Origin of the sequence: Bacillus sp. FSL H8-0492 (assembly GCF_038006145.1) — a bacterium.
Taxonomy (GTDB): Bacteria; Bacillota; Bacilli; order Bacillales; family Bacillaceae_G; genus Bacillus_A; species Bacillus_A mycoides.
In genome coordinates this window covers 3,167,095-3,188,758 of sequence record NZ_JBBOUP010000001.1, presented here as the reverse complement: position 1 = coordinate 3,188,758, position 21,664 = coordinate 3,167,095, and the positions used below count along the sequence as shown (strand labels likewise).

23 protein-coding genes and 1 pseudogene are annotated in these 21,664 nt (G+C 34.6%); 18 read left to right on the top strand and 6 right to left on the bottom strand.

From position 1 onward, the window contains the following. Positions 1-104: 104 nt before the first annotated feature. On the bottom strand, positions 105-296 hold the full coding sequence (locus tag MHH66_RS16430) for a DUF3896 family protein (protein ID WP_002012420.1): 192 nt from the start codon (positions 294-296) through the stop codon (positions 105-107). A 187-nt stretch (positions 297-483) separates the two neighbouring features. Between MHH66_RS16430 and MHH66_RS16425 the strand changes: the two genes are divergently transcribed. After that, positions 484-1,947 (top strand): flavin monoamine oxidase family protein, encoded by a 1,464-nt coding sequence (locus MHH66_RS16425; RefSeq protein WP_002126981.1) that lies wholly within the window; start codon positions 484-486, stop codon positions 1,945-1,947. Between the two features lie 84 nt (positions 1,948-2,031). Beyond that, the gene (locus MHH66_RS16420) at positions 2,032-2,616 is read left to right on the top strand and encodes a GNAT family N-acetyltransferase (RefSeq protein ID WP_002126982.1); all 585 of its coding nucleotides are present in this window, start codon (positions 2,032-2,034) and stop codon (positions 2,614-2,616) included. A 24-nt stretch (positions 2,617-2,640) separates the two neighbouring features. On the opposite strand, the gene MHH66_RS16415 is transcribed toward MHH66_RS16420, so the two are convergent. Next, entirely contained in the window at positions 2,641-3,543 is a 903-nt protein-coding gene (locus MHH66_RS16415; RefSeq protein WP_078184751.1) for an aldo/keto reductase, read from the bottom strand. 166 nt (positions 3,544-3,709) lie between these two features. Between MHH66_RS16415 and MHH66_RS16410 the strand changes: the two genes are divergently transcribed. Next, positions 3,710-4,660 carry a CobW family GTP-binding protein gene (locus tag MHH66_RS16410; protein ID WP_078184752.1) on the top strand — a complete coding sequence of 317 codons (951 nt, stop codon included), beginning with the start codon at positions 3,710-3,712 and terminating at the stop codon, positions 4,658-4,660. 135 nt (positions 4,661-4,795) lie between these two features. Here the strand turns inward: MHH66_RS16410 and MHH66_RS16405 are convergent, their stop codons facing one another. Both MHH66_RS16405 and MHH66_RS16400 read right to left on the bottom strand, forming a co-directional pair. Continuing rightward, positions 4,796-5,266: a GNAT family N-acetyltransferase gene (locus tag MHH66_RS16405; protein WP_002012425.1), complete on the bottom strand. Its 471-nt coding sequence runs from the start codon at positions 5,264-5,266 to the stop codon at positions 4,796-4,798. Positions 5,267-5,404: 138 nt separating this feature from the next. After that, entirely contained in the window at positions 5,405-6,355 is a 951-nt protein-coding gene (locus MHH66_RS16400; RefSeq protein WP_002031461.1) for a metal ABC transporter substrate-binding protein, read from the bottom strand. 197 nt (positions 6,356-6,552) lie between these two features. On the opposite strand from MHH66_RS16400, the gene MHH66_RS16395 reads away from it, so the two are divergent. Both MHH66_RS16395 and MHH66_RS16390 read left to right on the top strand, forming a co-directional pair. Then, on the top strand, positions 6,553-6,777 hold the full coding sequence (locus tag MHH66_RS16395) for a hypothetical protein (protein ID WP_002012427.1): 225 nt from the start codon (positions 6,553-6,555) through the stop codon (positions 6,775-6,777). Positions 6,778-6,893: 116 nt separating this feature from the next. Beyond that, positions 6,894-7,553, top strand: a complete 660-nt coding sequence (locus MHH66_RS16390) for an oxidoreductase (RefSeq protein ID WP_002031464.1) — start codon at positions 6,894-6,896, stop codon at positions 7,551-7,553. Between the two features lie 29 nt (positions 7,554-7,582). Here the strand turns inward: MHH66_RS16390 and namA are convergent, their stop codons facing one another. After that, positions 7,583-8,620: an NADPH dehydrogenase NamA gene (gene namA / locus MHH66_RS16385; RefSeq protein ID WP_063217732.1), complete on the bottom strand. Its 1,038-nt coding sequence runs from the start codon at positions 8,618-8,620 to the stop codon at positions 7,583-7,585. A 133-nt stretch (positions 8,621-8,753) separates the two neighbouring features. On the opposite strand from namA, the gene MHH66_RS16380 reads away from it, so the two are divergent. The 6 genes and pseudogenes from MHH66_RS16380 (at position 8,754) to MHH66_RS16355 (ending at position 13,622) form a co-directional block, all read left to right on the top strand. Further along, positions 8,754-9,206 (top strand): methylated-DNA--[protein]-cysteine S-methyltransferase, encoded by a 453-nt coding sequence (locus tag MHH66_RS16380; RefSeq protein WP_002031467.1) that lies wholly within the window; start codon positions 8,754-8,756, stop codon positions 9,204-9,206. A gap of 25 nt (positions 9,207-9,231) precedes the next feature. After that, entirely contained in the window at positions 9,232-10,230 is a 999-nt protein-coding gene (locus tag MHH66_RS16375; RefSeq protein ID WP_063217731.1) for a DUF2628 domain-containing protein, read from the top strand. A gap of 71 nt (positions 10,231-10,301) precedes the next feature. Further along, entirely contained in the window at positions 10,302-11,963 is a 1,662-nt protein-coding gene (locus MHH66_RS16370) for a peptide ABC transporter substrate-binding protein (RefSeq protein WP_002165934.1), read from the top strand. A gap of 58 nt (positions 11,964-12,021) precedes the next feature. Further along, complete coding sequence (fosB, locus tag MHH66_RS16365; RefSeq protein WP_063217730.1) at positions 12,022-12,438, top strand: FosBx1 family fosfomycin resistance bacillithiol transferase; 417 nt, start codon at positions 12,022-12,024, stop codon at positions 12,436-12,438. Between the two features lie 12 nt (positions 12,439-12,450). Next, entirely contained in the window at positions 12,451-12,993 is a 543-nt protein-coding gene (locus tag MHH66_RS16360; RefSeq protein WP_063217729.1) for a short-chain dehydrogenase, read from the top strand. A gap of 17 nt (positions 12,994-13,010) precedes the next feature. Then, a pseudogene (locus MHH66_RS16355) lies at positions 13,011-13,622 on the top strand (phosphoserine phosphatase 1). 46 nt (positions 13,623-13,668) lie between these two features. On the opposite strand, the gene exsB reads toward MHH66_RS16355, so the two are convergent. Beyond that, positions 13,669-14,301: an exosporium protein ExsB gene (gene exsB, locus MHH66_RS16350; protein WP_078184753.1), complete on the bottom strand. Its 633-nt coding sequence runs from the start codon at positions 14,299-14,301 to the stop codon at positions 13,669-13,671. A 181-nt stretch (positions 14,302-14,482) separates the two neighbouring features. Between exsB and cotH the strand changes: the two genes are divergently transcribed. The 7 genes from cotH (at position 14,483) to MHH66_RS16315 (ending at position 21,559) form a co-directional block, all read left to right on the top strand. Further along, on the top strand, positions 14,483-15,559 hold the full coding sequence (gene cotH / locus MHH66_RS16345; RefSeq protein WP_000937998.1) for a spore coat protein CotH: 1,077 nt from the start codon (positions 14,483-14,485) through the stop codon (positions 15,557-15,559). Positions 15,560-15,664: 105 nt separating this feature from the next. Continuing rightward, positions 15,665-16,282, top strand: coding sequence for an NUDIX hydrolase N-terminal domain-containing protein (locus tag MHH66_RS16340; RefSeq protein WP_012260776.1), 618 nt, complete (start codon positions 15,665-15,667; stop codon positions 16,280-16,282). Between the two features lie 104 nt (positions 16,283-16,386). Further along, positions 16,387-16,989, top strand: a complete 603-nt coding sequence (locus tag MHH66_RS16335; protein ID WP_063217727.1) for a DedA family protein — start codon at positions 16,387-16,389, stop codon at positions 16,987-16,989. Between the two features lie 96 nt (positions 16,990-17,085). Beyond that, on the top strand, positions 17,086-18,465 hold the full coding sequence (locus MHH66_RS16330; protein WP_002086052.1) for a putative polysaccharide biosynthesis protein: 1,380 nt from the start codon (positions 17,086-17,088) through the stop codon (positions 18,463-18,465). Between the two features lie 184 nt (positions 18,466-18,649). Beyond that, complete coding sequence (locus tag MHH66_RS16325; RefSeq protein WP_000932392.1) at positions 18,650-19,591, top strand: magnesium transporter CorA family protein; 942 nt, start codon at positions 18,650-18,652, stop codon at positions 19,589-19,591. A 198-nt stretch (positions 19,592-19,789) separates the two neighbouring features. Continuing rightward, the gene (locus MHH66_RS16320; RefSeq protein ID WP_000418724.1) at positions 19,790-20,686 is read left to right on the top strand and encodes a permease; all 897 of its coding nucleotides are present in this window, start codon (positions 19,790-19,792) and stop codon (positions 20,684-20,686) included. Between the two features lie 3 nt (positions 20,687-20,689). Then, positions 20,690-21,559: a TIGR03943 family putative permease subunit gene (locus MHH66_RS16315; protein WP_078184754.1), complete on the top strand. Its 870-nt coding sequence runs from the start codon at positions 20,690-20,692 to the stop codon at positions 21,557-21,559. Positions 21,560-21,664 lie beyond the last annotated feature (105 nt).

The window sequence follows — 21,664 nt, the reverse complement described above, 5'->3', positions numbered from 1 at the left end:
AGAATATACCTCTCAATCTTAATGTACATCCTATTATATATTTACTTACGAAAAATGCGTAATGAAATGCTCAAAAGGAAAAGTGAATAATTTTTTATCCGCTTTTAATGAGAAAACCCTCGTTCATAATGATTCATTTCGACTAAGTTTAATATATATTCGTAGTTATCAATTTCTAAATGTATTTGCTTGCGTTCTTCTTCAGTTAGTTTAACGCTAGTGAGTTTTTTACATAACTGCTGTTTCTTTAATTCTAAATGTTTTTTTGTAGCCTGATAATCGTAAGTACGTTTCATGTGTATCCACCCTTTCCATACAGTTACTATCTGTATGTTTATCATATGAAGCATGTGGAAGGGGGAGAGCTGCACCTTATGTATTTTTAGTGAATTTTCAAATTGTGGTGGTGTTATGTTTAAGTGAATTTATGAATAAAATGCACTAAACCACTAATTCGTATTTCATGAAGTAAGGGGTGGGATTGTGCAGAAAGATATAATGTTTAACAATGAGATGGATGAAACGTTAAAAGTTATAAATAAGGGATTGAAGAAGACGACACGTCCGAAACAAATCATTGTAGTAGGGGCTGGTATGGCTGGATTAGTTTCGGCATCTTTATTAAAAGCAGCAGGGCATGAAGTGAAGGTTTTTGAAGCGAACAACCGTGTAGGTGGCCGCATAGAGACAGTTAGGATGGAAGATACCGGATTATATTTAGATGTTGGAGCGATGAGAATTCCGTATTCGCATACATTAACGATGGCATATATAAGAAAGTTTGGGCTACAGGTGAGCCCTTTTATTAATAGGAATGAGACAGATATTATATACGTAAATGGTCGGAAAACGACATTAAAACAATACGAAAAAGATCCAAGTATTTTAAGATATCCTGTGGAAATGAATGAAGTTGGGAAAACGTCTGAGGAACTATTAATGTTAGCGGTACAGCCCATTATAAATTTTATAAAAAAGAACCCAGAGAAAAATTGGGATATTGTAGTAAAGGATTTTGGGAAATATTCTACAGGTCAATTTTTAAAATATCATCCTTATCAATATAATACGTATTTTTCGCCAGTAACGATTGAGATGATAGGTGTTCTATTAGATTTAGAAGGTTTTTTAGAAAGGTCATTCGTTGAGACGTTACGTTTTTTATATATTATGCAAGAGGAGAGCGGATTTTGCGAAATAATAGGTGGGAATGATAGATTACCAAAGTCTTTTTTACCACAATTAGAAGGAAATATTATATATAATCAAAAATTAATGAAGCTTCATCAACAAGCCAATAGTGTAACAGCCTATTACCGGAACGAGGAAACTTTTGAATATAGTAGTATTACAGGGGATTTAGTTATTGTTACAATTCCTTTTTCAACAATGCGATTTGTAGAAGTAGATCCATTTGATTCGATATCTCATGCGAAGTGGAAAACAATTCGCGAATTGCATTATATGCCAGCTACAAAAATAGGAATTCAATTTAAAAGTCGTTTTTGGGAGGAACAAGGGCAATTAGGTGGGAGAATTATAACAGATCTTCCTATACGTTATGCGTATTATCCAAGTCATGGAATCGGGGAGAAAGGACCTGCTATGATGTTAGGAAGCTATACATGGTCTTATGATGCGTTGTTATGGGATGGGTTATCAAAGGGGGATCGTATCTATTACACACTACAAAATTTAGCAACAATATTAGGCGGTCAAGTATATGATGAGTTCATGTCTGGAATATCAAAAAGTTGGACATTAGATCCATATGCGCTTGGAGGGTTTGCACTATTTCAAGCTGGTCAAGAATCTGAATTACAGCCAGTCATTGTAAAACCTGAGGGGAGAATATACTTTGCCGGAGATCATACAACGCTGTATCACGGATGGATTCAAGGTGCGATTGAATCCGGAGTGCGTGTGGCGATGGAAGTGAATGATTAAAAAGTTTAAAATTCAGAAATTTCTTTACTATATAACTTGAGATGGATATTATTATATATAAAAGAATTATAGGGAGTGTTTACAGTGAATCCGTTATTATTCGATTTTCCTTCTGAATTTTATACTGACAGGCTTTTTATTCGAATGCCAAAACCAGGTGATGGTAAAGTTGTATATGACGCAATTCAAGCTTCAATACAAGAATTAAAACCTTGGATGGTCTTTGCACAAAAAGAGCAAACAGAGGAAGAAATAGAAGAGAGTATTAGAAAATCGCATATTCAATTTTTGCAGCGTGAGGATTTGAGATTACTAGTTTTTTCGAACGAAACAGGTGAATTTATTGCATCTGCCGGATTACATCGTATTAATTGGGATATACCTCAATTTGAAATCGGGTATTGGATTGATTCAAGGTTTAGTGGAAAGGGCTATATGGTAGAGGCTGCAAAAGGTATAACAGATTATGCTTTCACTGAATTGAAAGCAAACCGCGTAGAAATTCGTTGTGATTCTCTAAATAAGAAGAGCAGAGCGATACCAGAGAAATTAGGCTTTAAATTAGAGGGTACTTTAGAAAGCGCGAGTGTTGCGGTGGATGGAAATGGATTAAGGGATATGTGTGTATTTGCAATGACGAGAAATACATATGAAAAAGAAGAGCTGTAAAGAAACAGCTCTTCTTTTTGTTTATTATGGTACAGGATGACCGTTAGAGCTTTCGAAAATTGTAAACCATTGTTGGCGGTCTAAATTAACTTTTGTTGCCATTGCAGCCGTTTTTACTCGATCTAATTTACCAGAGCCAACGATTGGCATCATGTTAGCTGGATGAGCGAGTAACCATGCATACATAACAGTATCGATGCTAGTAACACCTAGTTCAGTAGCAACTTTTTGTAAAGTTTCACGTACACGTACGGCGCGTTCTGATTGGCCAGTAAAGATTTCTCCACCAGCAAGAGGTGACCAAATCATTGGATTGATTCGTTTTTCTTGGCATAAATCAATCGTACCTTTTTCAAAATGCTCGATTTGCATCGCAGATACTTCAATTTGATTTGTAATGAGTGGGAAATCTAAATACGAACTTAACATATTAAATTGTGAAGGTAAAAAGTTAGATACACCGAAGTGGCGAACTTTGCCTTCTTGCTTTAAGCGTGAGAACGCTTCTGCCACTTCAGTTGGATCCATAAATGGATCTGGCCGATGGATGAGCAATACATCAATATAATCTGTATGTAAGTTTTGTAATGAACCTTCCACGCTTTTTATTATATGTTCAGCACTCGTATTGTAGTGAGCAACATATCGCTCTGGAAATTTAGGTGATGGGGGAGCGATTCCACATTTAGTGATGATTTGCATATTTTCGCGTAAGGAAGGCTTTAATTGTAACGCTTCTCCAAACAATCCTTCACACGTATACCCACCATAAATATCAGCGTGATCGAAAGTAGTAATCCCCAAATCCATACAGTCTTCAATAAAAGAAAGTAACTCTTGCTTTGGCATATTCCATTCTGCTAAACGCCAAAAACCTTGAATAATACGAGAAAATTCTAGCGTTTCGGCCATTTGAACTCGTTCCACTATAAGTACCCCCTATATGAATGAATAATATTTTTGAAAAGGCTTTCTTACTACGTATTATTATATAGTTACAGGGTCGTACATACAATAAATATGTTTTGCTACAAAAACGTTTTTCTCTATATGCTATAATGTAGAAACATATAGCTATAAGGAGATGTAAGGAATGATTCCAGTAACAATACTAACTGGTTTTCTTGGATCAGGGAAAACGACATTATTAAATCGAATTTTATCAGAGGATCACGGCAAGAAATTAGCAGTGATTGTAAATGAAATAGGGCAAATTGGTATCGATAATCAATTAATTATGAACGTTGAAGAAGAAATTATGGAAATGACAAACGGTTGTTTATGCTGTACTGTGCGTGAAGATTTACTTGTTGCTTTAAAACAATTACTGGATGTGAAAGCAGAAGGGAAAATGGACTTTGATGGATTAGTAATTGAAACAACAGGTCTTGCAAATCCAGGTCCGATTATTCAAACTTTCTTTTTAGATCCAGTTATTCAATCTGCATACCAAATTAACGGTGTTGTAACAGTTGTAGATAGCTATCATATACATAAACATTTTGAAAAGGGACTAGAAGCAAAAGAACAAATTGCCTTTGCTGATGTTGTGTTAGTTAATAAATTAGATTTAATTGAAGAAAATGAGAAAGAAAATCTCTTGCATGAACTTCAAGGAATTAACCCGACTGCAAAGTTAATCGAGGCGACTAACTGTGAGGTAGATATTCCATCGTTATTACAAATTCAAACGTTTAAAACGAAAGATACGCTGCAAATTTACCCTCATACAGAACATAACCATCTAGAAGGTGTAAAATCGTTTGTACTACGTGAAGAATGTCCGTTAGATTTACAAAAATTGAATGAGTGGATGTCAGCTGTCGTTCAGGAACTAGGGGAGCATTTATATCGCTACAAAGGAATTTTATCTATTGATGGAGTAGATAAACGTATTGTTTTCCAAGGTGTGCATACGTTATTTGCTGCTTCGTACGATAGAGAGTGGCAAGAGGGCGAAGAGCGAGTAAGCGAAGTAGTTTTCATCGGAAGAGATATTAATAAAGAATGGTTCCAAGAACATTTTGAAGAATGTGTGAAATAAGTCTGCGTATATTGCAGGCTTTTTTTTATGAGCATTTTAATGAGATAATGCTAGATTACAAAAATGAAGTAATAAGGGAACGAAACTAAAAATAGAAAACATAACATTGATAAATGCATAATAAAAAGCCTGTTTTCACAGACTTGTATTTTCATCTATAAGTAATTCCATTACAACACCTACGACTGGACCTTCGTCATCAATATCCCCATTTAAACGGAAGCCAAATGACTCATATAGTCCCATTGCGTGTTTGTTGTCAGGATGTAAACTTAAATAAATTATTTTACATTCGAATTTTTGTTGCAAGAATTGAATTAGTAAGCGAAGGAAACGTTTTGCGTATCCTTTTCCTTGAAATTGTTGGTCAATCATAAAACGATCTAACCATACGCTTTCATGTTTTTGGGAATACCAACCGTACATTGCGTATCCAACGAGTGTTTCTTTGTCATATAAGCCTACTGACGTTCCGTTTTCTTCATATAATGATTCCGCTAAAGAAAACGCATTGCTTTCAATAAACTGCTGCTGGTCTTTTGCTACGTCTAAAGCAGCAACTGAACGCCAATTATTTGCTGTTACTTCACAAATGTGAAGATTCATAGTTCCAACTCACCTTCTAAATTAGTATAGCTTACAAGCTAATATGGATAATTCTACTTGTTATTTCGATCAAGTCAAGGATAAATACATAAAAAGGAAGCTGAATGACATATTCAGCTCCCTAGAAAATATAGTTGATTAGTTTGTTGCTTCTTTTAAAGTATTTACGTTTTCTTCCATTAATGTGAAGTAATCTTTATTGTTCTTTGCATCATCCTCAGAAATAGTAGCAAGGTGATTTAAGCGTAAAATTTTTGTGCCTGTTTCTTTTTGAATAACTGATGCTACTTTTGGAGTAGAGAATGTTTCAAATAAAATATATTGTAGACCGTGCTCTTTTACTGTTTTTGTAATGTCAGCAAGCTGCTTTTGAGATGGTTCATCAGATGCTGAAATTCCAGCGATTGGAATTTGTTTCAAACCGTATCGTTGTTCCCAGTAGCCGTAAGCTGCGTGTGAAACTAATATTTCTTTCGTTTTTGCATTTGCAACAACTGCTTTAAATTGATCATCTAAATCAGTAAATTTTGTTTGTAGTGCTGCAAAGTTTTTTTCGAACTCTTTTTTATGTTCAGGCTGTAATTCTACAAGTGCATTTTTAATTTTTTCTGCTTGTTTCATCGCAAGAGTAGGGTCTATCCAAACGTGTGGGTCTTTATCGTGATGATGTTCATCTTCTTTATGACCGTCTCCATGATCGTGCTGCTCTTCTTCAGATGAAGCACGAAGTTCGATATCTTTAGATGCATTTACAATTTTTACGTTTTCTTTTTTTAATGATTTTTCCATTTTTTCGGCAAATGGTTCTAATTCTGCGCCGTTATAAACAAATAAATCGGCTTTTGCCACTTGTACAGTCTGCTTTTGACTTGGTTCAAATGTATGAGAATCCGCACCAGGTGGGTAAATTGTTTCTACATTTACATAATCACCACCGATTTTTTTTGCAAAGTCAGCGAGTGGGAAAATGGTTGTATAAACAGAAAGTTTCCCATCTTTTTTCGCTGCACTATCTTTGTTGTTAGAACATCCAGCAAAGATGAGTGTGAAAATAAGTATAAATGAAAATAGAGCTAATTTTTTAGGCATATAATTCTCCTCTTTTCTTTTTTACAATTATATTTTCTCCAAATATAAGAAGAAAATATCGTTTTAATACAAAACGGAATAATTACGTTTTAGGTTGCGAACCTAGTATAATACATCTTTATGAAAGTTGCAATAAATAATAATCATTACGATTTGTTTTTGTTATAAATTTGTCAAAAAGAAAGGTATTAATTTTTATGATTGGTGCATATGTGACAATGTTACTTTCATATATTGGGAGGGAGCAGAAAAAAGGGGATGAGCGCTTGGGTTACTTCATGGAAGCTATCTTATTAATACTTGCGGTTGTTTTGCCATTATCTTTTGTTTTAATTTTTTTAAGAAGACTAATAAGTAATTTAGGGGATGCTACAACAATTACAAAATTGCCAGCAGAAGAAAAAGAAGAGAAAAAAGAGTAAGTAAAGCACTATGCATACGCATAGTGCTTTACTTATGGTAAAATGGGAGAACGGAAACTCCTGTTAGCGACGACTAGCTATAGGAGAGAATAGTAAATAAAGAGGTATACACATATATGAATAAGCGAACAGCGTTAGTACTTGGCGCAAGTGGGTTAGTTGGACAAGAAATAACGCGACTATTACTTGACTCAGATTACTACGATTCGGTTACTATTTTTGTAAGGGAACCATTACAATTACAGCATGAGAAATTGCAACAGAAACAGGTGGATTTTTCAGTATTAGAGGAATACAAAGAATTTTTTGCAGTAGATGATGTTTTTAGTTGCTTAGGAACAACGATAAAAAAAGCGAAGTCGAAGTCGAATTTTAAAAAAGTAGATTATGAATATACATTACGAGCTGCCTGCTTAGCTGAAAAACAAGGCGTGCAAAATTTTCTTGTTATATCATCAATGGGAGCAAAACCTAAATCATTTTTCTTTTACTCGCAAGTGAAGGGGAAAATGGAAGAGGAGCTGAAAAAGCTAGTTATTGGTGGCATACATATTTTCAGGCCGTCATTATTAGTTGGAAATCGACAAGAATATCGTTTTGGGGAAAGAATGGCTGAGAAATTATCTCGTATTCTTCCGTTTATATTTAAAGGGGCTTTTAAAAAGTATAAACCAATTTCAGCTAAAGATGTGGCGAAAGGAATGTATATAACAGCGCTACGTGAAGAATCTGGTATTCATATTTATAGTTCAAACGATATTATAGAAATAAAATAAGTAAAACCGAGAAGAATAATTTCTCGGTTTTATTTATTAGTTTTAATTTTCCCGGGTGCTCGTCGGTACTGATATGGTTCTTTTAATTCAAAGCCAAGTTCATTGGCAGCTATTCTTGGGAAGTATGGATTACGAAGTAACTCGCGTCCGATAAAAATTAAATCTGCTTCGCTATTATTTAAAATTTGCTCTGCTTGTGATCCGGTTGTAATTAATCCTACCGCACCAGTCGCGATGTCAACATGCCCCTTAATATGTTTAGCATATTGTACTTGGTAACCAGGATACACATCAATATGTGCGGGTACAACAGCACCAGAACTACAATCGATTAAATCTACCCCTTGTTCTTTCATCCATCCTGTATACTGCACATAATCTTGAACTGTTAACCCGTCAGGATGATAATCATTTGCTGAAATACGAACAAATAACGGTCCGTTCCAAACTTCATTTACAGCATCGATGATTTCGCGTAAGAAACGATAGCGATTTTCAGGTGAACCCCCGTATTCATCAGTCCGCTTATTTGAAAGCGGAGAAAGAAATTCATTAATAAGATAACCGTGAGCACCATGTAATTCAATAACGTCAACCCCCGCTCGTTTAGAGCGTAAAGCTGCTTTTTGAAAAGCAGAAACAGTTTCTTTAATTTGCTGTTTATTCATTTCTACTGGTATTTTCATTCTATCGTTAAACGGAATTGCTGAGGGAGCGAAAGCATCTGTTTCTAATTCAGCCTTTCTTCCGGCGTGAGCGAGTTGAATGGCTGCTTTTGCACCGTTATTATGTATAAATGTTGTCGTTTTATGTAAGCCTTCAATTAGATTATCATCCCAAATGCCTAAGTCTTTGTTAGAAATTCGTCCTTCAGGTAACACAGCTGTTGCTTCAATCATAACTAAACCTACTTGGCCAGCAGCCCTGGTTCCATAATGGACGAGATGAAAATTAGTTACTTGGCCATCCTCATTCTCTGATGAATACATACACATAGGCGACATAACGATACGGTTTTTTAGCGTAACGTCCTTAATTGTATAAGGTGAAAAAAGTTGAAGCTCCATCAAATATCCCCCTTGATTGAATTTTCTTACATTGTATCATCCTCTTTTTTGTTTCCCTAATAAAACGCTTATACGAAAAATTTTGTCTATTCGTGTTACAATGGCTAATATGAATTGAATTGGAGGATGACATATGTATCAGGCTTATTATGAAAGTGAATTAGGTTTGCTGGAAATTACAGCGAATACGAAAGGGATTACGTCTGTTATATTTGTTGAAGAAAGAAAAGAAGAACATAAAAATGAACTTGTTGAACAATGTATAAATGAATTAGATGAATACTTTGAAGGAAAAAGAAAAGAGTTTACAGTTCCATTGTCTGCTGAAGGAACACCATTCCAAAAGAATGTATGGGAAGCACTTTACACCGTACCGTATGGCGTAAGTGCTTCATATTTAGATATTGCAGATAAGGTTGGGAATACGAAAGCTGTACGAGCGATAGGAGGGGCAAATAGCCGGAATCCAATTTCAATTATCGTTCCATGTCATCGTGTAATAGGAAAGAGTGGAAAACTTGTTGGGTATGCAGGTGGTTTATGGAGGAAAGAGTGGTTATTGAAGCATGAAGGCATATTAAAATGAAGTATGGATGGAAAGAGGGATTGTTTTGAAATGTATAAATTGTGGGCGACCTTGTATTAATGATCAGTTGAATTGTGCAAATTGTCAACGGAACTTGCATAATAAACAAGGTGAAGAAAGCTCGCTAATAGACAAAGAATTAGAAGTATATGTAGGGAGACAATATCCATATTACAAAAGAAAATGGGAGCTTGAGAATAAGCGAATTGCTAGGTGGAGCTGGAATGGTTTGGCTGCTATTTTCAATGTAGGTTGGCTTGGATATCGTAAGTATTATTTACCTGCTGCTTTATTTATACTGTTATTAGTAGCATGTGATGCATTTTCTTATTATATGGGGTTCAACGTAGCATTGCCAATCATTAATATGGTGCCTCTCACGTTTTTATTACTCGTTTTCATTCTATTTGGGATGGGGATTTTTGCAAATGGATTATTTTATCAATTTGCAGAAAGGCGTATATATCGAATAAAAGCACGGGGAATTAAAGATGAATCGGTTGAAAATTATCTGATCCGTGATAGTGGTGGAACGAGTAAAATGGGAGCAACAATCGTTACTATTTTAGCAGTTGCTAGTATTTTGTTTAGTCATTTCTTTTTCCCAACTGATCGAGATATTATACAAAAAGTACGTACAAGTTCGCTTTATGAATATCCGTTCTTTTCGATTGGTGAATCGTTCGAAAATTATTTTCAAAATTCAGGATGGATATACTATCGGGGAACGGAAGGATTAGAATTAGTAGAATTTCAGGGGGAGAGTCCTGAGATGCCAAAGAAAAAGGTGACAATTCAATTTATTGTTGATTATAAATTGGGAGAAGTGGAACCATATTCACTTACGATTAACGGTGAATCTAAAAATGAAGAAGAGTTTTTGAAGATAATGGAGGAAATATTTAAAGTTCAAAATCCATTTGATATAGAGGATGGCTTACAAGTAAATGCTATTCAACAAAGCGGAGGGAAAGCAATTTCTGACCGCTTTTTTTCTTTTTATGAAAATAAATATTTAAAATAATCAGAATTTTTTGTATAATAAAATATATTATACAAGTTTTAACTTATACATATAGATTGGGGGAAGGAAGAATGAAGAGAAAGGTAACAACGATTGCTGCAGTTGCATTATCGGCTAGTGTACTGGTTGCGGGATGTGGGAATGGGGAGAAGGCTTCGACAACGAAGAAAGAATCAAGTAAGGGAATGGCAGATAAACAAGTTTTAAATTTGCTAGAAACAGCTGAAATTCCTTCAATGGATACATCTAAATCAACAGATTCTGTATCTTTCCGTGTATTTGTAAATGCAATGGAAGGATTATATCGTCTAGATAAAGATAATAAACCAACTCCAGGTATGGCCAAAGACGTGAAGATTAGTGAAGATAAAAAGACATATACATTTGAATTACGTGATGCAAAATGGTCAAATGGTGATCCAGTTCGAGCACAAGATTTTGTATATGCATGGCAACGTACATTAGATAAAGCAATAGCAGCAGAATATGCATTTATTTTATTTGATGTGAAAAATGCACAGAAAGTAAATAAAGGAGAAGTACCGTCGGATCAATTAGGTGTTAAAGCGAAGGATGATAAAACGTTGGTAGTAGAATTAGAGCAACCAGCACCTTATTTCCTTGAGCTTACTTCGTTCCCTACATTCTTCCCATTAAATGAAAAGTATGTAAAAGGACAAGGGGATAAATACGGATTAGAAGCAGATAAATTATTGTACAATGGACCATTTACAATGAGTGAATGGAAACATGAACAAAGTTACCAGTTAAAGAAAAACCCAAATTATTGGGATAAAGATGCTGTAAAATTACAAGAAATTAATGTGGGTATAGTAAAAGAGACAAGTACGGGGGTAAATTTATATGATAGTGATCAAGCAGACCGTGTCATTTTAAGTTCTGAGTTTGTAGACAAATATAAAAAGAATAAACCAGATGAATTTAAAACGAAGCTAGACCCACGTATGTATTTCCTACGTTTTAATCAAAAAAATGCAACGTTTAAAAATCAAAAGGTTCGTGAGGCGATTGATTTAGCGTACGATAAAAAAGGAATTGCGGATGTAATTTTGAATGATGGATCATTGCCAGCGTATTTCTTAGTACCTGAAAAGTTTACGACAGGACCAGATGGAAAAGACTTCCGTACTGTAAATAAAAATTTCCGTGACAGTAAAGATAATGCTGCGAAAGCAAAAAAACTGTGGGAAGAAGCGAAGAAAGAACTTGGTCAAGATACAATTACAGTAGAATTACTAAATGATGATAACGGTAGTCGTAAAAAAGTGGGCGACTTTATTAAAGAAGAATTAGAGAAAAACTTACCTGGTATTAAAGTGAATTTGAAGCAACAACCATATAAGCAGAAGTTAGATTTAGAAAAGAAATTTGAATATGAATTCTCATTATCTGCTTGGAGTCCAGATTATCCAGATCCAATGACTTATATTGATATGTTTGTAACTGGAAGCTCATTTAATGAAATGGATTATTCTAATCCGAAGTATGATGATTTAGTAGCAAAATCAAAAGGAGAGTTATTAAAAGATGATGCAGCACGCTGGAAAGCACTTGCGGAAGCTGAAAAAATCTTAATTGGTCAAGACGCTGCAATCTCACCTACGTATCAGCAAAGTACGGCTTATTTAGAGAAGACATATGTAAAAGGTATCGCTAACCATACGTTTGGTGGAGACTTCAGTTATAAATGGGCATATATTACAAAGAAATAGTATAATAAAAGATGAGCGAATTTTCGCTCATCTTTTATTTGTATAGGAGGAATTAGAGTTGTTAAAGGGAATCAATCATCTTTGTTTTTCAGTGTCCAATTTAGAAAGCTCTATTACATTTTACGAGAAAGTATTGGAAGGAGAATTATTAGTCAAGGGGAGAAAACTTGCATATTTTAATATATGTGGAGTATGGATAGCACTTAATGAAGAAACACATATTCCGAGAAAGGAGATTCATCAATCTTATACGCACCTCGCATTTTCTGTTGAACAAAAAGATTTTGAACGCCTGTTACATCGGTTAGAAGAAAATAATGTTCATATTTTACAAGGAAGAGAACGTAAGGTGAGAGATTGTGGGTCTATATATTTTGTTGATCCTGACGGTCACAAGTTCGAGTTTCATTCAGGGACACTGCAAGACCGTCTAAATTATTATAGAGAAGAAAAACCTCATATGACATTTTACTAAGGGGGGAAGAAGTTGCATGCACTTGTAATTGGTGGAACAGGAATGTTAAAGAAAGTTTCTATGTGGCTTTGTGATCAAGGATTTCGTGTGTCTGTTATTGGACGAGATGAAGTGAAATTAGAAAATGTTAAGCAAGCTAGTTCCGCACCAGAAAATATTACATGTCTTCCTTTAGATTATCAAAATGACGATGATGTAAAGCAATCTATTACAAATACAATTGAACAAAATGGTCCAATAACATTAGTTGTTGCCTGGATACACTCTAGTGCAAAGCATGCATTACGACTCATTTGTAATGAGGTAGAATTGTCGTTGGAAAAGTACAGTTTATTTCATATATTAGGTAGTAGTGCATCACGTACGAAGTCACAAAAAATAGGCGGGGCATTATGTAGTTATTACAGAGTTATATTAGGGTTTATTTTAGAAGATACATATGCAAGGTGGCTTACTCATGAAGAGATAGCTGACGGAGTTATAAAAGGAATTGAAAGTAAATGCACAGAATGGATTGTAGGGAGAGTAAAGCCGTGGGAATTGCGGCCGAAATGATAAGGGGGAAATAGGAAATGAAGACAACAGTATATGTAACAAGGCACGGTGAGACAGAATGGAATGTAGCAAAGCGGATGCAAGGACGAAAAAATTCAGCCTTAACTGAGAATGGTATGATACAAGCGAAACAATTAGGGGAGCGTATGAAGGATTTACCTCTCCACGCCATATATAGTAGTCCAAGTGAAAGAACGATTCATACTGCCGAATTGATTAAAGGAGAACGCAATATTCCAATTATAGCAGATGAACATTTTTATGAAATAAACATGGGGATATGGGAAGGGTAAACAATTGCTGACTTGGAAATGCAATATCCAGAAGAAGTACATTTATTTTGGAATGAACCACATCTTTTTCAGTCAACATCAGGGGAAAACTTTGCGGCCGTTCATAAAAGAGTAATTGAAGGGATACACTTTCTTTTAGAAAAGCATAAAGGAGAAAATATTTTAATAGTTACTCATGCTGCAGCAGCGAAATTACTCGTAGGGCATTTTGCAGGTTTTGAAATTGAACATGTATGGGAAGAGCCATTTATGCATAGCGCGAGCCTTAGTGTGATTGAATTTGATGAAAACCGTGGTAAAGTAAAACAATTTGCAGATATAAGTCATTTTCAGTAAACGTAAAAAAGGTCGCAAAGCGACCTTTTTTGGTGGACATAAAAAACTAGCAATTACGTTTTTTATACCAGAAGTGATCGAATTTCTTGTTTTTGCAAGATGGGAACTTATGTCCGTCTCTGCAATCATTCCATTTGTGCCCGTCATCGTGACAGTCTTTACCATGATCACAATCATCATCGCAAGAGCTACCGTGTCCGTGAGGGAAGAATTCGCATTTTTTACAGAAACTTCGTTTTGTCCAGAAAAATTTCTTTTCAAAGCGTATGCATTTTGTAACGAACGTACAATGCTTTCTGCGAGTACGTTTTGTAACTAAAACGCATTCTTTTCTACGCGTCACTTTTGTAACGAACGTCCATTTTTGAACGCGCACACGAGTGCATTTCGTAACAAACGTCCATTTTTTAACATGAGTACATTTTGTAACGAAAGTACAATGTTTTACGCGAGTACATCTTGTTCTTGGACATTTACGCCCTGTTGTACATTTACGCCCTGTTGTACATTTACACCCTGTTGTACATTTACGCCCTGTTGTACATTTACACCCTGTTGTACATTTATGATGAGAGAATTTATCATCATCGCACTCAAAAGTACTTGGATCTTGGTGTAAGAAATCCTCCATACCAGCACTTTTGATTTCTTCAACAGCTTTTCTAATATCACGTTTCATAGAAATCCTCCTTATCGAGTGTTAAATTGAAAAGGTATTCTTTTTCCTTAACATGATATGAGATTCGACTTCTTTCTGAACAGGACAAGAGTGTAATTTTATATAAATAGATGATAGCGGATGTATGGACAAGACAAGGCGCATACATTGAATGAAGAGAACTGAGAAGGGATGAGAAAACATGCTGCCTTCATATGATTTTTTTGTTCATCCAATGTACTTAGTGGAATTGAAAAAGGACATTTGGTCAGATAGTCCAGTGCCAGCAAAATTAACTTATGGAAAAAAGAAGTATGACATTGATATCGTATACCGAGGGGCTCATATTCGCGAATTTGAGAAAAAGTCTTATCATGTTATGTTTTATAAACCGAAAAAATTTCAAGGCGCGAAAGAGTTTCATTTGAATTCTGAGTTTATGGATCCGTCTCTCATACGAAATAAATTATCTTTAGATTTTTTTCATGATATTGGTGTACTTTCGCCAAAATCACAACATGTATTTATAAAAATTAATGGTCAAATTCAAGGTGTGTATTTACAGTTAGAATCAGTTGATGAAAACTTTTTGAAAAATAGAGGGTTACCGAGTGGTTCTATTTATTATGCGATAGATGATGATGCGAATTTTTCGTTAATGAGTGAGCGAGATAAAGATGTTAAGACAGAGCTCTTTGCGGGTTATGAATTTAAATATTCGAATAAAAATAGTGAAGAACAACTGAGTGAATTTGTATTTCAAGCGAATACTTTGTCGAGGGAAGATTATGAAAAAGAAATCGGGAAGTTTCTACATGTAGATAAATATTTACGATGGTTAGCTGGAGTTATTTTTACGCAAAACTTTGATGGTTTCGTTCATAACTATGCACTATATCATAACGATGAGACAAATTTATTTGAAGTGATACCGTGGGATTATGATGCGACTTGGGGGCGAGATGTACAAGGGAGACCACTTAATCATGAATATATTCGTATTCAAGGTTATAATACGTTAAGTGCAAGATTGTTAGATATACCTGTATTTAGAAAACAATACCGAAGTATTTTAGAAGAAATATTAGAAGAACAATTTACCGTTTCGTTTATGATGCCGAAAGTAGAAGGTTTGTGTGAATCGATTCGTCCATATTTACTACAAGATCCATATATGAAAGAAAAATTAGAAACATTTGATCAAGAAGCTGATATGATTGATGAATATATAAATAAAAGAAGGAAGTATATACAAGACCACTTACATGAATTGGATTAATTTTGAAAGAGATTGGAACATTATCAATCTCTTTTTTTGTATAATAAAGATGTATCGATTGAATTGACGTAATATTTACTTAATAAAGAATGGAGATGTGGAAACATGACGGTCAAGTGGATTGATTGGGTAAAACAAATACAATCTATAGCTCAAGCGGGTTTAACGTATTCTAAGGATGTATATGATATAGAGCGTTTCCAACAATTACGGGACATTTCAGTTTCAATGATGTCACATTACACAAAGACAGATTGGGAAGTAGTAGAGAATTTATTTGCAAGTGGGACAGGCTATCAAACACCTAAAGTTGATATAAGAGCAGTCGTTTTTCAAAATGAAAAGTTATTATTTGTGAAAGAAAAAAGTGATAGGAAATGGGCATTGCCAGGTGGATGGGCTGATGTTGGTTATACGCCAACAGAAGTAGCAGCAAAAGAAGTTTTAGAGGAGACGGGCTATGAAGTAGATGATTTTAAGCTACTCGCTATATTTGATAAAGAAAAACATCAACCATCGCCTTCAGCAACACATGTATATAAAATTTTTATTGGCTGTAAGATTATTGGTGGCGAAAAGAAAACTAGTATTGAAACAGAAGATGTGGAGTTTTTTGGTGAGAATGAATTGCCTAATGTATCGATTGCTAGAAATACAGAAGAGCAAATTAAAGAAATGTTTGCCTACATGAAAGAACCTCAAAAAGAAACATTAATAGATTAATAATGCTTATGCCGATGATATTGTTGAAATGAAGATATTGGCAGAATGCGACCTTTATGTAATAATGGGATGGTATGTGAAGAAAAAAGGAGATAGAAAATAAAATGTTAGCAAGCATAATAGATCAGTTATTGCAATTTTTTGCAAGCCTAGGTTACTTTGGAGTAGCGCTAGCTTTAATGATTGAAATTATCCCGAGTGAAATTGTACTTTCGTATGCTGGATTTTTAGTAGCGGATGGTAAAATTAGTTTTGTCGGTGCAGTTATCGCCGGAACTATTGGTGGTACTTTAGCCCAAATCTTTTTATACTGGCTTGGATATTACGGAGGGCGTCCGGTTGTAGAGAAATATGGGAAATATCTACTTATTAATAAACACCATTTAGACATAGCAGAAAATTGGTTTAAGCGTTACGGAGCTGGAGTAATATTTTCGGCACGTTTTATCCCAATTGTACGTCATGCAATCTCTATTCCAGCAGGATTAGCTAAAATGCCGTTAAAACTATTTACACTATATACAGTAGTTGCGATTATTCCATGGTCAATACTATTTATATACTTAGGTGAAAAGCTTGGTGGAAATTGGCGACACATTAAAGAGTATGCATCTGATTACACACATTACATAATTATAGGGGCTGTTCTCTTTGTTGCTCTATACTTCGGTTTAAAGTATTTAAAAAAGAAAAAAGTAGCGCGTTAAAGTCAATGATTTTTCATTGGCTTTTTTTATTGTTTCAGTTCTAAAAAAAAGGAGTTGTCCATAATGTGTAATAATAAAGCGTAGCGGGGGAATGTGATGAAAGGATCACCGTTTTTACGTGGAACGATATTTTTAACGATGGCAACGATGATATCTAAAATGTTAGGGTTTATATATGTTATACCATTTACAGCAATGGTGGGTACGAGTGGGTACGTATTATATACGTATGCATACCGTCCTTATACAATTATGCTTAGTATTGCAACGATGGGATTACCACTTGCCGTTTCAAAAATGGTTTCAAAATATGATCAACTCAATGATTATCACACTGTTAAGAGAGTGCTAAAGAGTGGTATCGTTTTTATGGTCATTATGGGCGTTATTTCTTGTTTAGCATTATATATGTTAGCACCACATTTAGCTAAACTTGTGATTGATGGAAATGATCAGTCGGGGAATAGTGTGGTAGCTGTCACGCACAATATTCAAATTGTAAGTTTTGCGTTAATACTCGTTCCTGTAATGAGCTTGTTACGTGGTTTCTTTCAAGGTTTTCAATCTATGGGACCTTCTGCGCTCAGTGTAGTTGTAGAGCAATTTTTTCGGGTCTTAACTATTTTGATAGGAAGCTTTGTCGTTTTATATGTTATAAAAGCTTCTGTTTCGTTGGCAGTTGGTATTTCAACGTTTGGAGCATTTATGGGAGCACTAGGTGGATTAAGTGTTTTAAGTGCGTATTATATAAGAAGGAGAAAACATTTAAAGAAAAAAGAGATTGCCAGTATACCACAAACGACGAAAACTTTTTTTTCGTTGTATAGAGAACTGTTTACATATTCTATTCCTTTCGTTGTAGTTGGATTAGCGATTCCGTTATATCAGACGATTGATACATTTACAATTAATAAACTACTTATACAAATAGGGTATATGCAAGGAGAAGCGGAGAAGATTAATGCGATAATTGGTCTTGTCCAGATGGTTGTACTTATCCCGGTTTCCGTTGCGACTGCTTTTAGTATGTCTCTCGTACCTGAGATGACAAAAGCCTATACAGCAGGGAATGTGAAGTTACTGTACAAACATTTTACGAGGACGAATGTATTAGTAGTAGGTATTACGGTACCAGCGGCGATTGGAATGATGTTGTTAGCAAAACCAGTATATACTCTTTTATTTGGTGCCGGAAATGATCCGGAGATGGGGAGAGTTATTTTACAGTATTATGCTCCTGCCTGTATACTATTTTCGCTTTTCACAGTAACAGCTGCGATGTTACAAGGAATTAATCAACAACAGAAAACAGTGCTAGGATTAGTAATTGGTATTATTGTGAAGATAGTTTTAAATATCGTATTGCTTCCGTATTTCGATTATGTAAGTTTTATTATTTCAACATACGCTGGTTATACGATTTCAGTTGGCTTTAACTTGTGGATGCTTTCTAAATATGTTATAAAGGCAACATAAGCTTTTTAAGGCAGAGAGCACTCTGTCTTTTTCTTTGTTTAGAATATTTTTCTTATAAAAACGTTTTCAAAATAATTTTTCTATTGAAATTTAAACGTATGTTTCATATGCTGAGAATGGCGGTTCAAAAACTGTTATGTAAGAGAGGTAGATTCCTACATGTAAAAAGAATCGGGGTGATAGTATGTTAAATATTTATTTAACAGACCGAAACGGAAAACTACAAGAGGTTGAGGAAATGCAAAAGGGTTGCTGGATTAATGTACTTCATCCAACGGAAGAAGAAATTCAATATCTAGTACAAACGTTAAATGTAGACTTAGATTTCATTAAAGACCCTTTAGATGATGAAGAACGCTCTCGTATTGAAAAGGAAGACAATAATACTTTAATTATCGTGGATATTCCAACAGTTAGACATGATGAAGAAGGAAATTCGATTTATGACACGATTCCAATAGGTATGATTGTAATGCCAGATTGCTTTGTGACAATTTGTTTAGAAGAAAATCCAATTTTTGAACGCTTTATTAATCAACGTATTAAAGAATTTTATACGTTTAAAAAGACGCGCTTTGCACTTCAGCTCTTATATACGATTTCTACTTATTATTTAAGATACTTAAAGCAAATTAACAGAAAAACAATCGATTTAGAGCACCAATTAAATAAGTCGATGAAAAATAAAGAAATTTTCACATTGCTAGGCCTTGAAAAAAGTTTAGTTTACTTTACAACATCATTAAAGGCGAATAAAATTGTAATTCAAAAATTAATGCGTAACAGTACATTTTTAAAAATGTATGAAGACGATCAAGATTTACTAGAAGATGTATTAATTGAAAATAAGCAGGCTATTGAAATGGCGGAAATATATAGTCACATTTTAAGTGGAATGATGAATACTTTTAGCTCTGTTATATCAAATAATTTAAATAGTGTTATGAAACTGTTAACGTCTATTACAATCATTTTATCGTTACCAACGATGGTTTCTAGTTTCTTTGGAATGAACGTAAAGGTTCCGTTTGAAGGGGAAGCACATGGTTTTGTAATTGTACTCATAATATGTGTAACACTATCTTTCACATTAGCGTTTGTTTTTTGGAAGAAACGTTACTTTTAACGAGAAGAAAGCTGCTCTAGCATAGTTGTGTAACTGCGCTAGAGCAGCTTTTTTGCTATGAAATCCTAAATTTTGAATAGAATATAACTTATAAAATGTAATGTATATGAAAGGGGTGAATTCCGTATAAGTCTTGTCCAATTCATAAAATGAGGTTAAAATTACATATTGTTAATGAAAAGTTGGAGGAAATACATCATGGAATTGTTTCAATTACCGAAAGCATTCCTGCAAATGAATACAATTTTTATCTCCATATTGATCGAAGCACTTCCTTTTGTGCTCATTGGTGTATTTATTTCAGGATTCATTCAAATGTTTGTAACAGAAGATATGGTAGCAAAATGGATGCCGAAAAATCGATTTCTGTCTGTTTTAATGGCTACTTTTTTAGGGATGATGTTTCCGGGCTGTGAATGTGGAATCGTTCCGATTGTAAGGCGATTAATCGGAAAAGGGGTTCCGCCCTATGCCGGGATTGCATTTATGTTAACTGGACCAATCATTAATCCAGTCGTATTATTTGCAACATACGTTGCCTTTGGAAGTAGTATGCACATGGTATGGTATCGTTCTATTGTAGCGATTATCGTAGCAATTATCGTTGGAATTATATTATCATTTATGTTTAAAGAACATCAATTACGAGATGATCACTTCCCAGAAGTGAATCATAAGCGTCCATTACGTAAAAAAATGTGGGATGTATGTACGCATGCTGTTGAGGAATTTTTCTCGATGGGAAAATATTTAGTATTAGGTGCGTTAATTGCAGCGGCAGTTCAAACGTTCGTACAAACTTCAACACTTCTTGCTATAGGACAAGGGCCGTTCTCTTCACCAGCTGTTATGATGGGGCTTGCTTACATATTATCACTTTGTTCAGAAGCGGATGCGTTTATTGCTTCGTCATTCCAAAGTACATTTTCAACAGCGTCACTTGTCGCGTTCCTCGTATATGGACCGATGGTGGATATTAAAAATATGTTTATGATGCTTGCGACATTTAAAACAAAATTTGTAATTGTTGTGACGGTTACAGTTACACTTGTTGTTTATGCAAGCTCACTACTCATTTATGCGATGGGGTGGTAGGTTATGTTTCGAGCATATATATTATTAGGCTTTACAATTTTAATTGGACAGCTTCATATTTCCGGTAATATTACGAAGTATATAAATATGAAGTACGCCTATTTATCAAAAACTGCAGCTATTATTTTAGGTTTCTTAACGATTGTACAAATTATTATCGTTTTCCAAAAAGAACATCAAAAAGAAAAAGAGAAACATGATTGTAGTTGTGATCATAGTCATTGTGGGCATGATCATTCGAAAGATGAGAATACATGGTGGAAAAAAGTGTTTTCTTACACGTTATTCTGTTTTCCAATCATTACAGGATTGTTTTTCCCAATTGCAACATTAGATTCCGATATTGTTAAGGCGAAGGGATTCCATTTTCCAGTAGCGCAAGCAGAAAGTAAAGATCCATTTATGACAAGGCAATTTCTAAGACCTGACACGAGCATTTATTACGGGAAAGAAGGATACCGTGGTGTAATGGAAAAAGGGAAGAAAGAGTTTGTAACGAAAGACAATATCACTTTAAAAGATGAAGATTTCTTAAAGGGTATGGAGACAATTTATAATTATCCTGGTGAATTTACTGGTAAAACCCTGTCTTATAAAGGATTTGTTTTCCGAGATGATTCTTCTAAAAAGGAACAATATTTCTTATTCCGTTTCGGCATTATACATTGTGTTGCCGATTCGGGTGTATATGGTATGTTAGTTAAAAAACCAGAAGGTGTAGAGTGGAAAAATGATGATTGGATTCAGATAGAGGGAGAAATTTCAACTGAATTTTATCAGCCGTTTCATGCGAATATTCCAGTGTTAGAAGTAACGAAATGGAATAAAGTTGAACAGCCGAAAGACCAATATGTATTTAGAGGAGCCGATTGATAAAATCGGTTCTTTTTTATGGACTAAAAGTTCTAAAAATTGTTAATATTAAACGTGTAGTTCATGAGGTGTAGTGTATATTGGGATATTAGGGATAAATAATTA

Bases quoted from the DNA above. Each gene is read 5' to 3' on its own strand.
- MHH66_RS16340 (WP_012260776.1), top strand. From the start codon at position 15,665: ATGACGGTCAAGTGGATTGATTGGGTAAAACAAATACAATCTATAGCT.
- MHH66_RS16390 (WP_002031464.1), top strand. From the start codon at position 6,894: ATGAATAAGCGAACAGCGTTAGTACTTGGCGCAAGTGGGTTAGTTGGA.
- MHH66_RS16395 (WP_002012427.1), top strand. From the start codon at position 6,553: ATGATTGGTGCATATGTGACAATGTTACTTTCATATATTGGGAGGGAG.
- MHH66_RS16410 (WP_078184752.1), top strand. From the start codon at position 3,710: ATGATTCCAGTAACAATACTAACTGGTTTTCTTGGATCAGGGAAAACG.
- MHH66_RS16370 (WP_002165934.1), top strand. From the start codon at position 10,302: ATGAAGAGAAAGGTAACAACGATTGCTGCAGTTGCATTATCGGCTAGT.
- MHH66_RS16335 (WP_063217727.1), top strand. From the start codon at position 16,387: ATGTTAGCAAGCATAATAGATCAGTTATTGCAATTTTTTGCAAGCCTA.
- MHH66_RS16380 (WP_002031467.1), top strand. From the start codon at position 8,754: ATGTATCAGGCTTATTATGAAAGTGAATTAGGTTTGCTGGAAATTACA.
- MHH66_RS16400 (WP_002031461.1), bottom strand. From the start codon at position 6,355: ATGCCTAAAAAATTAGCTCTATTTTCATTTATACTTATTTTCACACTC.
- MHH66_RS16330 (WP_002086052.1), top strand. From the start codon at position 17,086: ATGAAAGGATCACCGTTTTTACGTGGAACGATATTTTTAACGATGGCA.
- MHH66_RS16430 (WP_002012420.1), bottom strand. From the start codon at position 296: ATGAAACGTACTTACGATTATCAGGCTACAAAAAAACATTTAGAATTA.
- MHH66_RS16315 (WP_078184754.1), top strand. From the start codon at position 20,690: ATGTTTCGAGCATATATATTATTAGGCTTTACAATTTTAATTGGACAG.
- MHH66_RS16325 (WP_000932392.1), top strand. From the start codon at position 18,650: ATGTTAAATATTTATTTAACAGACCGAAACGGAAAACTACAAGAGGTT.
- cotH (WP_000937998.1), top strand. From the start codon at position 14,483: ATGCTGCCTTCATATGATTTTTTTGTTCATCCAATGTACTTAGTGGAA.
- exsB (WP_078184753.1), bottom strand. From the start codon at position 14,301: ATGAAACGTGATATTAGAAAAGCTGTTGAAGAAATCAAAAGTGCTGGT.
- namA (WP_063217732.1), bottom strand. From the start codon at position 8,620: ATGGAGCTTCAACTTTTTTCACCTTATACAATTAAGGACGTTACGCTA.
- MHH66_RS16405 (WP_002012425.1), bottom strand. From the start codon at position 5,266: ATGAATCTTCACATTTGTGAAGTAACAGCAAATAATTGGCGTTCAGTT.
- MHH66_RS16320 (WP_000418724.1), top strand. From the start codon at position 19,790: ATGGAATTGTTTCAATTACCGAAAGCATTCCTGCAAATGAATACAATT.